We start from the raw sequence: 15,192 nt of genomic DNA on the forward strand, positions 1-15,192 counted from the left end.
AAAGTTGCTACTCGTGAAGCGGCGATCGCTTAACTTTTTATCAAGCAAGTTTTGTAACAAAAAGGCTCAAGCATTCCTGCCTGAGCCACAATTAAATTCAATTTATAGATTAGCTTCAAGAGCTATATCTCTGAATTTTAGTAACGATTGCCGAAGCTATTGTTTCCCCGATTACCACCAAAGGAACCTCTGTCTTCTCTGGGTTTAGCCTTGTTAACTTTAAGGTCACGTCCCATCCACTCAGCACCATCAAGAGCATCAATGGCAGCTGTTTCTTCAGCATCTGTGCCCATTTCTACAAAACCAAAGCCACGCACACGACCTGTGTCACGGTCGGTAGGTAGCTGAACCCGCTTTACAGAACCATATTCTGCAAACACAGCATTCAAACCTTCTTCTGTAACTTCGTAAGAAAGATTGCCTACATAAACTGACATAAATTTTCTCCCAAATCATAGATGTGTAGAGTTTTAGATTTCGGAGAAAAGTCTGTGAATACCAAAAGGAAAAAGCCTGTCAATAATAAAAACAAACGCGGTCGCCGAATTAATTCTCACCTTTTATTATGACATAGCAGCTAAATATTTAGTCAGACTTTATAAAACTGTGATGAAAAGTAATGTAAGCAATTGCTCGCTAAGTAAGTGAACTTAATTAAACGTAAATGGTACTTTTCCAATCTCCTAATTTGCTCATGTGTGCAAGTTGTGGTAAAATATTGTGATAAAGTAGTGCTACCTGATTACAACTAGCTATTAATTGACTGCTTTTCTCGGCTATGATAAAAAGTTAAGCAATCGCAGCAAAAACGTTATAAAATTCTTGGAGTTGCAGCAACCCAAAAAGGGAAGTGTACAAAGCTTTAGCAAATCCTTTTCTGCGATGTTCAGCATTGATGTACACGGATGATTCTACAGACCATTGGTAAGCGGCACGAGTCCGATAGGGAGTAGCATAGGCATATAATTTTACACACTAGCCAAGGCATTTGCTGTTGATAATTCTGGATACGGCCCTCAAATTCCGTTTTGCTGGGAGGCTCTATCTCAAAGGAAATTGAAGTTTCACGCACAATCGGCACATAAATTTCCAGCCTTTTTAAGGCATCATTTTCATTAGCTAGTCTGATTGCAGCTTTCACAGCAGATCCTTTTTGAGCTAAAAATTAATCATACAAACTCAACATACTCAACAATGGTTCCATCAGGATGCATTGCTCGCATATTGACTCCAGTGGGAACTTTATTAGGTTCTGCCAGAATTACTGCACCCTGCTGAATAAGTGCTTCTTTAAAATCATTGAGTGAGTCAACAAGAAATGTTGCATGTGTACTCTTGAATGAAGAGAGTGCTTCTGTCGAACCAGCAATTAAAAGAATAGAACCCACACCTGCGAGTTCCAACTCAGCCTCAGAATATTGAAACCATAACCAACATTTTTCTGTAAAGAGATTTTCATAGAAAGCGATCGCCTCATCTAAATCTATCGGACTCAGATAGACTCTAGTTAGTACTTTAAGAATTTGCATTGCAAACTGTCTGTTAAGCAGCTAGTAGATTTTATTGTGCTTGCTCGGCAATTATAGTTGACTAAATTGATCAAGAAATAGCCTATCTTCAACTTGAAAAAGGTTTTCAACTCTCTGTTCACCTAGCTCTTGATAACGTTGGTCGCTGTTAATCAAAATATATTTCCTTTTTACTCCTTTAGCCCCACATCAGTCATCTGTATAGCGATCACCAATATAGATACATGATTAAGCATCAGTACCTAGCTTGAGGAGTGTGTCACAGAAAATAGCAGAATGAAGCTTTCTTATGCCAAATTAAGAATCACTAAACAACAAGAAGTTGCAGATAACTTTTATAAAATTAAATTGATCCCGAAATAAATTCAAATTCAGAAAATTGTTTGGCAAGGCAAAGTGAATAATTCGTAATTCCTAATTCAAAAATTACGAATGATGAGTTTACGGTACGATAGAACTAACCTAGCTTGCGTGCAATCTCTGCAAGCTGATGTTGCCGATTAAACAGAGCTAGAAAAGTTAGAATCACAACACCTATTGTAGCGATCGCAGTTCCCGATGTTTGAGTAAAAATAATCAGAATTTGATAGCGTACAGCGTCAGTCGGGTTCGCTCCTGCCAAAATTTGACCAGTCATCATCCCCGGTAGACTGACTAAACCCATCACCATCATAGAGTTAATAGTGGGAATCATCCCCGTCCTCAGAGCTTCTTTGACTGACTGATGTGCTGCTTCCCAACGGGTGGCTCCTAAAGCCAATAATGCCTCTATTTGCTCTCTTCTAGTGGTCAAATCCTCCAAAAAGCGGTCTAAAGCCAGGGATGTACCCGTGAGAGCATTACCTAAAACCATCCCTAACATGGGAATTTGATACTGTGGGTCGTACCAAGGCTCAACGCGAATTATGCCATTAACTGTTAACCCCGTCACTAAAAATGAAGCACTTAACAAGGAAACAAAATTGCTCCAGTAGATACCTATAAATCGTCTGCGGGTTCGGTTGACACTAGAAAAACCTGCAATTGTGGCCATGGCAAGAGCCACAAGTAGCACCAATACTGGGTTACGCAAAGTAAATACCCACTGCAATACGTATCCCACCAGCAATAATTGCACTACCATTCGCATCGATGCTACCAAAAGACTTTGGGCTAGTCCCAAACGCAAGGCAAAGGAAAGTCCGATATTAATAACAACAAACAAAGTCGCCAAAGCGAGTTGTCCATAGCTAATAGAGATATAATTAGTTACCATTATTTCTCCCATTTAAAGTAATTTGGCGGGTTGTTAATCTCTGCAACTGATGAGGGTCATGACTTGTCCAAAGATATGCTCGTTCTGGGTCATTATGAAGCCAAGCTGCAATCAAAGCTTCTAAACTATTGGCAGTTGACCCATCTAAAGAAGCAGTGGGTTCATCAAGTAGCAGTACTCTTGGCGATAGTTGCAAGGCTCGTAAAAAGGCTACAATTTGACCTTCACCGCCAGAAATAGCACTAACTGGACGCTGCAAAAAATCAGCATCTCGATGCAGAAGATGCAAATATTCTAGAATTAGTTGACGGTTATAAACTTTATGGCGGTGAGTTGTCAAACGATACACTTGCTTTAGGTTTTCTTCGACAGTTCCTTCCCAAAGGGCTGGTCGTTGATGCAAGTAAATAATTTGAGAACGGTAATGGGGTAGAAAGTGGGAATTGATTGATTTTCCCCCAAAAATAATTTGCCCAGATTGTGCCGTATCAAGACCAGCTAATACACGCAGCAGCAAGCTTTTACCTGAACCCGAAACACCTAAAACTGCAACTCGTTCACCTGAATATAATTCAAAATTTAAATCTTGCCACAACCAACGATTTTGGATTTGCCGCCCTAAATTTTTTACTGACAAAATTGGGCTATCAAAAGCTGGTGTTTTTATATTCTTATGGCTCTCATCCAATTTATTTTTCATAGCTATCTGCTTGTTTATCAGCTTAAAGTTGAAGCATCAAACACCAGTATTTCATTTTGTGGTTATTTTTAAAACATTTATTTAGCTCAATTTTATCCATTTTTATGAAACGCGAAACCTGATGCTAAAACTTTATGGGACGATGGGATTACTTTTTAGATTTCACCTCAAATTCGTGATATTGAAAAAATGTTTAACCGCAATTATGTGCATCGACTCACACTGGATGGTTAAATTGTGGTTCAATACTATAGTTTAAGGTAAAAGCAAACTATAAAATTATTCACCCCCGATCAAGTCTAAAAGTTATTATGCGTTTTCTAGATTCAATAAATAAATTTTTAAGTAAATTTAATACTTTATATTTAAGTTTTAAGCACTTAAGTTTGCTAATTAGATTTGGCAGCTTTTTATTTCTAGGAACTAGTGTTGGTGTAGCACAAGTCAAAACAGCACCTAAGCCAGGATTCACACTGCAACTATTACATACTTCTGACCAAGAAGCAGGTGTTCCTGCGCTGAAGGATGTACCAAACTTTTCTGCGGTGTTGAATGTCCTCAAAAATCAGGATGCAAATCGTGACAGGAAGCCTGACTATCCTAATACCTTAATCCTTTCATCTGGAGATGCTTATATTCCTAGTCCATTCTTATTTGCCAGTGACACAGCTTTTGGTGGACAGGGAAGAGGAGATATCTTAATTTTAAATGCTCTTGGATTTGGTGCGATCGCATTTGGCAATCACGAATTTGACTTAGGAACGGGTCTTGTTGCTGACTTAATCCGACCTAAAGAAGATTACCCAGGCACAAAATTCCCCTATCTCAGCACGAATCTAGACTTCAGCACTGATAAAGACCTAGCAAAATTAGTTACTACTGATGGTCAAGAGGCAAGTAAAATTCCTAATAAGATTGCCCGTAGCACCATTATTACTCTCAATGGTGAAAAAATTGCTGTAGTTGGGGCGACAACTCCCACACTGCGGACTATTTCCTCTCCCGGTGGTGTAACTGTGTTGCCTAAAGAATTTAATGAGCGTGATGCCGCAGACATCGCCGCCTTAGCTGCTGAAATTCAAACTTCTGTTGATAAACTGCTGACAAAAAACCCAGAGATTAATAAAGTTATTCTGTTGGCACATATGCAGCAAATTGCGATTGAGCAAAAGCTAGCAGAATTACTCAAGGGAGTAGATATTATTGTTGCTGGTGGTTCCAATACCTTACTAGCCGATAAAACAGACCGTCTCCGAGTGGGTGATAAATCTGCTGGAACTTACCCAATCCTCAAAAAAGCAGCAGATGGTAATCCGATAGCCGTAGTTAATACTGATGGTAACTATCGCTATCTCGGTCGTCTAGTAGTTAACTTTGATGCCAATGGAGTGATTATTCCGTTTAGTATTGACCCCAAAATTAGCGGTGCTTATGCTACTGATTCCCAAGGAGTAGCATCTGTAGGTGGGAAACCCGACCCCAAAATTGTCGCCATTACAGAGGCACTTAAAAAAGTTATTATTGCGCAAGATGGTCAGATTTTCGGTAAAACCAACGTTTTCCTCAATGGCTGGCGAGGTGATGTTCGCACACAAGAAACCAATTTAGGGAATTTGACAGCTGAAGCTGATTTAGCGATCGCCAAGCGATATGATCCGAAAACTGTCATTTCGATCAAAAATGGTGGTGGCATCCGTGACAATATTGGTATCTATACCTTTCCCGCAGGTTCGACTCGCTCACAGGATGTTATCAAACTGCCACCTCAAGCAAATCCTGTGGCAGGTAAGAAAGCAAAAGAAATTTCCCAACTTGATATCACCAATGCGCTACGATTCAACAATGGCTTGACTTTACTTACTCTGAGTGCAACAGAACTACTAGCAGTCATTGAACACAGTGTAGCAGCCATAGCGCCCGGTGCTACCCCTGGTAGTTTTCCCCAAGTAGCGGGATTAACCTTTAGCTTTGACCCGGACTTGCCAGCAGGTAAGCGTGTCAAATCCCTTGCTATCAAAGATGGGAAAGGCAAAATTATTGATGTCGTGGTTAAAAATGCAGAGTTAGTGGGTGACCCTAATCGGGTCTTCCGCACTGTTACCCTCAACTTCCTCGCAACTGGTGGTGATGGCTATCCTTTTCCCAAAAGAGAAGGGGTTGATTTGACATCAAAAGATGCTGATAATAGCAAACGCACAGGTTTAGCCACCTTTGCTGCTGATGGTTCAGAGCAAGATGCATTAGCAGAATATCTGGCTGCTAACTTTAAGCAAATTCCATTTGCTCAAAGGGATGTGCCACCCACCGAAGATACTCGCATTCAAAATCTCAAATTGCGTAAAGATGTGGTGTTATCAGATTCATTTGAATGATTGCCGTCTAGCAATAAAGTATTTTTAGTTTGCTATTATTCTGTGTAATCAGTCTATTGATGAGGTAAATTCTATGGCAATGGTTTTAGATCAAGTAGTTCCTTTTGGGAGGTCAATGGATGAATATATAAAAATATTCAATTTAACAAATGCAGATTTAAATAAAAGAATTATTGGGATTGGGGATGGCCCGGCAAGCTTTAATGCGGAAATGACACGTCAGGGTAAAAGTGTAGTTTCTGTTGATCCACTCTACCAATTTGCCGATGATGAAATATTGCAAAGATTTAATGAAGTTGTAGATAACATCATTAACCAAGTCAAGGCTACATCAAATGATTGGGTATGGAGCTATCATAAATCTCCAGAGGATTTGCGAAACAATCGAGTGAAAGTTATTCAAGAATTTCTGTCTGATTATGAAACTGGCATAAACACCAACAGATACAGAGCCGGGGAATTGCCAAAATTGGCATTTAAAAATCAAGAATTTGATATAGCCCTTTGTTCACATTTATTGTTTTTATATTCAGACCATCTCGATTACAATTTTCACCTAGATTCTGTAGGTGAGATGCTGCGTATTGCTAAAGAAGTCCGAATATTTCCCCTCATAACTTTAATGTGGAAACATTCACAACATTTAGATGAAATAGTTAAATATTACACTTCAAAGGGTTATAAAGTAGATATTGAAAAGGTTGAATACGAACTACAGCCTGGTGGAAATAAAATGTTGAAGATAACCAGAGATGTTAATTTAATTCGTAATTCGTAATTCGTAATTCGTAATTTTTGGAGTTGTGACATCTAACGTAAAGTATCTTGCGAATTTATTGGCTAAAATAATAGTTTTCTCTAGCTAGAGAAAATTGCCTTGGCATTTGCAATAAAGACTCAATGACTTGTAGTAATCCTGCATACCACTGACTTGCTCTTTCAGAAGAAGTAACTTGAGACAACTGCAAAAATGCACTGTCTGTTTCTGCTTCTGCTTCATCTGGATGTTATTTAATCCACATTCCTAAGTATGCTCCCCACGGCGGTGGTTAGCAGCTTGCAATAACAGAGATTCTGCAAAAGCGATCGCGTCACTTGCAGATTTACCACCAGCTAACTGCGCTAGTTCTTCCCGACGAGTGGTTAAATTATCTAAGGTAGTAACTCTGACAACGGTACGCTGTTCGGCGTTGCCATCGTTGGTTTTTTTACCTTTGCCTTGATTGATAGTTTGCTTATCTACGCGGAAATGGCGATCAGCCATTGCCGCAACTAAAGGCTGGTGGGTAACACATAATACTTGGTTACGTTGACTTAGCTGGTGTAATTTTTCTGCGATCGCTTGGGCGACTCTTCCTGAAACGCCGACATCAATTTCATCAAATACCATTGTTCCAGCCACATCAACCTGAGAAAAACAAGCTTTCAGCGCGAGTAAAAACCGACTCATTTCCCCGCCAGAGGCGATTTCCGTTAAAGGTTGCAGTGGTTCTCCAGGGTTGGGACTAAACATAAAGGTAATTTTATCTGCTCCCATAGCAGTTGGGGAAGCAGGCACTATCTCAACTTGAAACTTCACCTTTTCCATCGCTAGGGGCTTGAGTTCAGCTATTAAACGTGATTCTAAATTAGCAGCCGCCTTACTCCGTAGTTGAGTTAACTGATTGCTTGCTTGGGTGAGTTTTTCAAAACACACCTTTTCTTGCTGTTCTAACTTTTCGATAGATTGTTCGCTGTCATTAAGTTGGGCTAATTCCCCTTGGATACGTTGGTAATAAGCGATCGCTTCTGTAAGTGTCGGCCCATACTTACGGCAAATTTGCTTTAATTCCCGAATGCGTTCTTCAACCTCTTCCAATCGGTGCGGATCGGCTTCCAATCCATCCCCATAGGCATTAATCTGCCTTCCCACTTCCATTACCCCAGCTTGCGCATCCCGCACCAATTCTAATAGGGGTTGCAGTTGGGTATCATATTCCACCATGTCATTTAATGTAATCTCACTGTCTCCCAATAAATCTGCTGCGGCGGGAGTTTCATTATCGTTTTGATATAAAGCCTGATAAACTTTGTAACTCATTTGTTGCAAATCGACGACATGATTGAGGCGTTCCCGTTCTTGTCCCAACTGTTCCAATTCATTAGGTTCGCTGAGATTGGCTGCTCCCAGTTCTTGAACTTGATAAGTAAGTAAGTCAAGTTGTTGCAACCTTTCCCGTTCCGATGTCCGGCGTTTTTCTAGTGCTAGATGCGCCTGTTGGTAAGCACTGAAGCTAGTAGCCACCTTATGACGCTGCTGCATCAGAGAGTCACCGCCATATAAATCTAACCAGTCGCGGACTTGGGCAGATTGTCCGACTTGTACCGTTTGACCTTGGGCTGTGATTTCCACCAAGCGATCGCGCATTCCTCCCATAATCTGCCGATTTACCAACACGCCATTCACCCGCGATCGACTACGAATATTACTAGCAGTGGCTGTGATTTCTCGGCTAATCACTACAGAATTTTCATCAAGCAAATCTATTTCTTGTTCGGTCAACCAAGCCGTTAGGGGGGCGTTTGAGGTGAAAGTAGCTTCTACCATCGCCCTACTTGTTCCCGTGCGAATGACTCGACTAGAGACTTTACCGCCCAAAGCCGCATCAATGGCATCCAAGATAATCGATTTTCCAGCGCCGGTTTCACCTGTCAGCACATTTAGTCCCGCGCCAAATTCCAATTCCAGTTGGTCAATTAGGGCAAAGTTTTCAATTCGTAGGCAAAGCAACATCAAGCCAAATTCTCCATGAGGGCAGATGCCGGATACTTCTAACTTACAAGACAATAAGTATGATCTTTCAGCAACTAGCAATACCTACTACTATTGAACTAGTATGCCCGTTTAAGTGTAACAAACCACTGGGTACTGGCGGCTGGGTAGTGGAAAATATTTTTTTAATCCTAATGCCCAATACTTAATGGCCCATGCTCAATCCTTCAACATATTGTTACAATACTTAATGTGATCGTTCTGACTGGTGGCCTTCTTCATGATTGTTAAGACACTTCCCCCTAGTTCCCGACCAATTCAGGAGGACAATCGCAACGGCACAAATAGCCGAGGCGAACTGGACGTTATTGATGTACTGCCAGAAGATGGTACACCAAGCTTAGTTGTGCGCTCGCCAAGACTCTTAGCCGCCCAACAGGTGAGGCCAACAGCCGAACCTGAGACGCTTTACGATCCGGTGAGCATAGCGGCGCATTACCAAAACAGAAAACTGCAAGTTGTACGGCGGATTTTCGCCGTGTTGGGGCCGACTCTATCCTTTGCTTTTGGGTTGTGGTCGGATAGTAAACGGGGAATCGTCGTCAAAAATGACCGCCGCCGAGCCACTCAGTTAAGAGTATTGCTTACCCAGTTGGGGCCTGCTTACATCAAAATTGGACAAGCTTTGTCCACCAGACCGGATCTAGTTCCTCCCGTATACCTAGAAGAATTAACTAAGCTACAAGACCAATTACCGCCTTTTCCCAACGAACTTGCTTACCAGTTTATCAAAGAAGAACTAGGCGCACCTCCAGAAGAGGTTTACGCCGAACTCTCGGCCCAGCCAATTGCTGCGGCTTCCTTGGGTCAAGTCTATAAAGGTAAGCTAAAAACTGGTGAAGAAGTCGCTGTTAAAGTCCAACGCCCCGACTTACGAGAGCGGATCACCATTGATTTGTATATCTTGCGTAACCTCGCTGCTTGGGTGCAGAAAAAGGTCAAACGGGTAAGAAGTGACTTAGTTGGTATTCTCGATGAATTAGGCGATCGCATCTTTGAAGAGATGGACTACATCCACGAGGGCGAAAATGCCGAACGATTTTTCGAGTTATATGGTCATATTCAAGACGTATATGTACCGAAAATTTACTGGGAATACACCAATCGTCGCGTCTTGACGATGGAGTGGATTAACGGCACTAAATTAACCCAGACAGAAGAAATTAGCGCTCAAGGCATAAATGCTCGTTACCTAATTGAAGTGGGTGTGCAGTGTTCCCTGCGCCAGTTACTAGAACATGGATTTTTCCACGCCGATCCCCACCCTGGTAATTTGTTAGCAACACCAGATGGAAAATTAGCTTATCTCGACTTTGGGATGATGAGCGAGATTAAGCCACCTCAGCGTTATGGATTGATTGAAGCGATCGTCCACGTCGTTAACCGCGACTTTGAAGGTTTAGCAAAAGACTACGTTAAGTTAGATTTCTTATCACCAGAAACTGATTTAACACCAATTATCCCAGCTTTTGCCAGAGTCTTTGCTGATGCCCAAGGAGCCAGTGTTGCCGAACTTAACATTAAAAGCATTACCGATGAACTATCGGCTTTGATGTATGAGTATCCTTTTCGTGTACCCCCATATTACGCCTTAATTATTCGCTCCCTAGTGACGCTCGAAGGTATTGCAATATATATAGATCCCAACTTTAAAGTTCTCAGCGAAGCTTATCCCTACGTTTCTAAACGCCTGCTAACAGACCCAGCACCGCAATTAAGAGCATCATTACAAGATTTGCTCTTTAAAGATGGCAGATTTCGCTGGAATCGCTTAGAAAACTTGTTAAAAAATGCGCGTAACAGTCAAGACTACGACTTCAACTTAGTGCTGAATCAGGGGATAGAATTTCTATCATCTGAACGCGGTGCTTTTATTCGTGACAAGCTAGTAGATGAATCTGTTAACGGACTCGATGCTTTAGGTAAAAATGTTTTGCATAACTTCACCTATTTGCTGCGGGAACGCGTTGGGTTAACAGCAGTTAATGAAACTCCGGCGGCGACAGTAGAGCAACAACAAACCTTAGAGCATATCAAACGTATATTAGGTATTCTCCGAGAAACACGAGGCTTTGACCCAGTGCAACTTGCGCCCCAAATTTCCCAGTTATTGGTAAATTCAGATGTACAACGTTTGGGTCAACAAATTGCCACCCGCTTCACACAAAAAGCTGTAGCCAGGTTAATTAGGCAATTATTGGCATCGTAGTGAAATTTATGAGTTAAAGAAAGTTTTTAACTCATAAATCATTCAATCTAGCAACTATATAAATAACCCAACTCTCCCAGCTTTTCTAAAACCTTAGTTGCACTTTCAGCAACGCTTTCTTGATTAGTTTTACATTCGACTTCAGCAAAGAGTGGGATTTCATAAGGATCATCGAGACCAGTGAAGTGCTTAATCTTCCCGGCTCTTGCTTTTTTATATAACCCTTTTACGTCTCGCTGTTCACAAACTTCTAATGATGCATTGACATAAACTTCAATGAAATGCGGAATATTTTGGCGCACTTCTTCCCGAATTTCGCGGTACGGTGAAATGGCAGAAACTAGTACAATTACATTATTTCTGGCAAGAAGGTGAGCCACAAAGCCAATACGCCGAATATTCTCTTCTCGATCCTCTTTACTGAAACCCAACCCTTTGCATAGGTTTTGACGTACTGCATCACCATCGAGAACTTCAACTCTGTATCCCTGCATCCGTAATTTATTTTCTACGAATTGACAGATAGTAGTTTTACCTGCACCACTCAGACCAGTTAACCATACTGTCACACCAGACTCTGGTTGTCTCATCTTACCTCCGTCGTACACTTCAAATGGCACACCAAAAAAAGCTTTTTTGGGTACTTTCGGGTCAAATAGCAATTTTATTTTTATAATCCTTTTTTAGCAGTAATTTTAGGCGTTGCTTGACGATTTGTGTCAGCCTTGCTACTTTCATCTATACTGATTTCGAGCAAAGTAATCGCATTTACACGTATTTAGTTTAAATATTTAATCCAGAGACTGGCCATATTGACGATGGGCTACGCCTACGCATTTTCTTAAACCTAACGACTACTCTCATGGCTATACAAAGAAAACCTGCTGACCCAGGTTACAAATTATTAAAGTTTTAACCAAATTTTATATCCAGTATATATACAGATTTTTTTTATCTAAATAGTCTTTATTATAACAATAGTTTACAAAATAAGATTTACCAATAGGACGTTATAAAAAAACTAAGCTCAAAATGTCTGCAAAGTTTACACAGCGCAGCTTTATGACGATGTGACCTGTTATCTGGGGCAATTCCTTTGGGTTCTGTTTCTGATACAGGTTTGTTTATTGGCAATGATTGCCTGCCTAGTAGTCTGTGTCATTAATTCTGAAAGGTTTGTAGTGAGAGATTTATCGGTCAACTTCAAGGTTTAGAGCCACTGACTATTTTTTTACTCAACTAAGTCCAAATTTCCCCAACTAAATTTGAAATTTAATTCAACTGATTTATGTTATCCACCTTTAGCACTACTGCCCCAGAAGAGAATAACTTAATTAAGTGTGATGCCGATCAGGGATTTATCTCTTGGCTAAGTCAAGCCAGAGGCTCCATTGCTATCACCACCTACCAAGCTGGCAAACTGGCAGTTTTGGGCTGGAATGGACAACAAATTACCATGCTGTTACGCCAATTTTCTAAACCAATGGGGTTGGCAGTTCATGGTTCACGTCTGGCAGTAGCTAGCCATCACGAAGTCTGTTTATTAGCCAATGCCCCTGCATTAGCTTATGAGTTTTTAGAAGACCAACCCGGACGCTATGATGCCCTCTACCTACCACGGATGGCATACTTCACAGGCGACCTCAACATTCACGACATGGAATTCGGCAGGGAAGGGCTGTGGATTGTCAACACCCGCTTTTCTTGTCTTTCTGCATTGAGTCCAGACTTTAGCTTTGTACCGCGCTGGCATCCCAAATTTATTTCCCAAGTAGTACCAGAAGACCGTTGCCATCTTAATGGGTTAGCGATGGTGGATGGCAACCCCAAGTATGTAACTGCCCTCGGTGCGACAGATACCGTTGGGGGATGGCGACCGGGGAAAGCCAACGGTGGGGTCGTGGTGGAAGTGGAGAGCAATGAAATTATTTTAGATGGATTATCAATGCCCCATTCCCCAATTTGGCATGACGGGTTTTTGTGGCTGCTCAACTCTGGCGCTGGGGAAGTATGGCGCATTCATCCAGAATCAGGAGACAAACAAGTAGTCTGCGTACTGCCTGGATTTCTGCGGGGGTTGTGCTGCGTAGGGTATTACGCGCTAGTGGGACTTTGCCAGATTCGGGAACGGCATATTTTCGGAGGGTTGCCTATTACCCAACGCTTTGAGCAGTTACTTTGTGGTGTGGCAGTCGTGGATTTACGAAATGGGCAGCAGGTGGGGATGTTGAATTTCATTACAGGCTGTCAAGAACTTTATGATGTGCAGTTTCTTGCTGATCTACAGCGTCCGATGGTTTTGAATCAGGAACGAAAAGAAATCCGCCAAGCATTTACTGCACCAGAGTTTAACTACTGGCTGCGACCGAGTGCAGTGATTTCTAATGACTAAAGAATCTGTTTAATCAGAGCGTAATTGTTGAAATCAAATTTTTAGTTTTTTTCAGAGGTTTTTTCATGACTGAATTCCAAGTCAATACTTATATCACTGGCAATCAATCTAACTCCACAGTAGCGATAGATGCCGATGGGGACTTTGTGATTTCCTGGACTAGTGATGGTCAAGACGGGTCTAGTAATGGGATATATGCCCAATGCTACAACATTGATGGGGTAGCTCAAGGTAGTGAATTTAGGGTCAATAACACGATCACCGGCAATCAATTTAACCCCACAATAGCGATGGATGCAGATGGGGACTTTGTGATTTCCTGGACTAGCAATGGTCAGGATGGGGATGGCTTTGGAATATATGCCCAACGTTACAACAGTTCTGGGGTGGCTCAAGGTAGTGAATTTAGGGTCAATGACACCATCACCGACAGTCAATCTAACCCCACAATAGCAATGGATGCAGATGGGGACTTTGTTATTTCCTGGACTAGCAATGGTCAGGATGGGGATGGCTTTGGAATATATGCCCAACGTTACAACAGTACCGGGGTGGCTCAAGGTAGTGAATTTAGGGTCAATGACACCATCATCGGCTTTCAAAATAACTCCACAATAGCGATGGATGCAGATGGGGACTTTGTTATTTCCTGGCAAAGCTATTATCAGGATGGATCTGGCTATGGGATATATGCCCAACGCTACAACAGTTCTGGGGTAGCTCAAGGTAGTGAATTCCAAGTAAATACCACCATCACCGACAGTCAATATAACCCCACAATAGCGATGGATGCAGATGGGGACTTTGTTATTTCCTGGACTAGCAATGGTCAGGACGGATCTGGCTATGGGATATATGCTAAACGCTACAACAGTGCTGGGGTGGCTCAAGGTAGTGAATTCCAAGTAAATACCACCATCATCGGCAATCAATCTAACCCCACAATAGCGATGGATGAAGTGGGGAACTTTGTGATTTCCTGGACTAGCAGTGGTCAAGACGGGTCTGGAGATGGGATATATGCCCAACGTTACAGTAGTGCCGGGGTAGCTATTGGGGGTGAATTTAAGGTCAATACCATCATCACTGGCAATCAATCTAACTCTACAGTAGCGATGAATGCAGGAGGAGATTTTCTCATTTCCTGGACTAGCGATGGTCAAGACGAGTCTGGTAGTGGGATATATGCCCAACTAAACATTAACGCTGGGGTTCCCCCGACAATCACCTCTGGTTCTGGCTCTGCCCTGGCATACACCGAGAACGCCACTACAGCAATCGACTCAGGCATCACCGTCAGCGATGTAGACTCAGACAACCTGGCTAGTGCCACCGTCAGCATTACCAGTAGCTTTATTTCTGCTCAAGACACTCTCGCCTTCACCAACCAAAATGGGATTACGGGCAGCTACAACAGCAGCACAGGGGTTTTAACCTTAACTGGCAGTTCCACCGTTGCTAATTATCAAACTGCACTGCGTTCTATTACTTATACCAACAGTAGCGACAACCCTAATACTACACCTCGTACCATCAGCTTTCTAGTTAATGATGGGACTTCTAATAGCACCACCTTTACTCGTAATATTAATATTACGCCAGTAAATGATGTACCCATTGCTACTGCCACCAACTCTGCCCTGGCATACACCGAGAACGCCACTATAGCCATCGACTCAGGCATCACCGTCAGTGATATAGACTCCGCTAACCTGTTCAGTGCCACCGTTAGCATTACCAGTGGTTTTGTTTCTGCTCAAGACACCCTCGCCTTTACCAACCAAAATGGGATTACAGGCAGCTACAACAGCAGCACAGGCGTTTTAACCTTAACTGGCAGTTCCACTGTTGCTAATTATCAAACCGCACTGCGTTCCATTACATATACCAACATTAGCGACAACCCAAATACCACAACTCGTA

General features: G+C 42.0%; 11 protein-coding genes. 5 read left to right on the top strand and 6 right to left on the bottom strand.

Annotated elements, in window-relative coordinates; genetic code table 11:
* Positions 1 to 137 precede the first annotated feature (137 nt).
* From ACEYW6_RS24525 to ACEYW6_RS24540, 4 genes are all read right to left on the bottom strand, one after another.
* Positions 138 to 437, bottom strand: a complete 300-nt coding sequence (locus ACEYW6_RS24525; RefSeq protein WP_190892031.1) for an RNA recognition motif domain-containing protein — start codon at positions 435 to 437, stop codon at positions 138 to 140.
* A gap of 732 nt (positions 438 to 1,169) precedes the next feature.
* Positions 1,170 to 1,529, bottom strand: coding sequence for a VOC family protein (locus tag ACEYW6_RS24530; protein ID WP_190892030.1), 360 nt, complete (start codon positions 1,527 to 1,529; stop codon positions 1,170 to 1,172).
* 457 nt (positions 1,530 to 1,986) lie between these two features.
* On the bottom strand, positions 1,987 to 2,784 hold the full coding sequence (locus ACEYW6_RS24535; protein ID WP_190892029.1) for an ABC transporter permease: 798 nt from the start codon (positions 2,782 to 2,784) through the stop codon (positions 1,987 to 1,989).
* The gene (locus ACEYW6_RS24540; protein ID WP_412981808.1) at positions 2,774 to 3,484 is read right to left on the bottom strand and encodes an ATP-binding cassette domain-containing protein; all 711 of its coding nucleotides are present in this window, start codon (positions 3,482 to 3,484) and stop codon (positions 2,774 to 2,776) included. Before ACEYW6_RS24540 ends, ACEYW6_RS24535 begins: the two co-directional genes overlap by 11 nt.
* 386 nt (positions 3,485 to 3,870) lie before the next feature.
* Between ACEYW6_RS24540 and ACEYW6_RS24545 the strand changes: the two genes are divergently transcribed.
* Both ACEYW6_RS24545 and ACEYW6_RS24550 read left to right on the top strand, forming a co-directional pair.
* The gene (locus ACEYW6_RS24545; protein ID WP_412981809.1) at positions 3,871 to 5,856 is read left to right on the top strand and encodes a bifunctional metallophosphatase/5'-nucleotidase; all 1,986 of its coding nucleotides are present in this window, start codon (positions 3,871 to 3,873) and stop codon (positions 5,854 to 5,856) included.
* Positions 5,857 to 5,929: 73 nt separating this feature from the next.
* On the top strand, positions 5,930 to 6,634 hold the full coding sequence (locus ACEYW6_RS24550) for an SAM-dependent methyltransferase (protein ID WP_412981810.1): 705 nt from the start codon (positions 5,930 to 5,932) through the stop codon (positions 6,632 to 6,634).
* Between the two features lie 246 nt (positions 6,635 to 6,880).
* Here the strand turns inward: ACEYW6_RS24550 and recN are convergent, their stop codons facing one another.
* The gene (gene recN, locus ACEYW6_RS24555; protein ID WP_412981811.1) at positions 6,881 to 8,629 is read right to left on the bottom strand and encodes a DNA repair protein RecN; all 1,749 of its coding nucleotides are present in this window, start codon (positions 8,627 to 8,629) and stop codon (positions 6,881 to 6,883) included.
* A 259-nt stretch (positions 8,630 to 8,888) separates the two neighbouring features.
* Here recN and ACEYW6_RS24560 point away from each other — a divergent pair, with 259 nt between their 5' ends.
* Positions 8,889 to 10,877, top strand: coding sequence for an ABC1 kinase family protein (locus ACEYW6_RS24560; protein ID WP_412981812.1), 1,989 nt, complete (start codon positions 8,889 to 8,891; stop codon positions 10,875 to 10,877).
* Positions 10,878 to 10,924: 47 nt separating this feature from the next.
* Here ACEYW6_RS24560 and cysC read toward each other — a convergent pair whose 3' ends face one another.
* Complete coding sequence (gene cysC, locus ACEYW6_RS24565; RefSeq protein WP_412981813.1) at positions 10,925 to 11,467, bottom strand: adenylyl-sulfate kinase; 543 nt, start codon at positions 11,465 to 11,467, stop codon at positions 10,925 to 10,927.
* A 698-nt stretch (positions 11,468 to 12,165) separates the two neighbouring features.
* On the opposite strand from cysC, the gene ACEYW6_RS24570 reads away from it, so the two are divergent.
* On the top strand, positions 12,166 to 13,269 hold the full coding sequence (locus tag ACEYW6_RS24570) for a TIGR03032 family protein (protein WP_412981814.1): 1,104 nt from the start codon (positions 12,166 to 12,168) through the stop codon (positions 13,267 to 13,269).
* 65 nt (positions 13,270 to 13,334) lie between these two features.
* The coding region (locus ACEYW6_RS24575; protein WP_412981815.1) for a beta strand repeat-containing protein at positions 13,335 to 15,192 on the top strand (1,858 nt) is incomplete at its 3' end.

The sequence above is a fragment of the Nostoc sp. UIC 10607 genome (assembly GCF_047228265.1).
Lineage (GTDB): Bacteria > Cyanobacteriota > Cyanobacteriia > Cyanobacteriales > Nostocaceae > Nostoc > Nostoc foliaceum_A.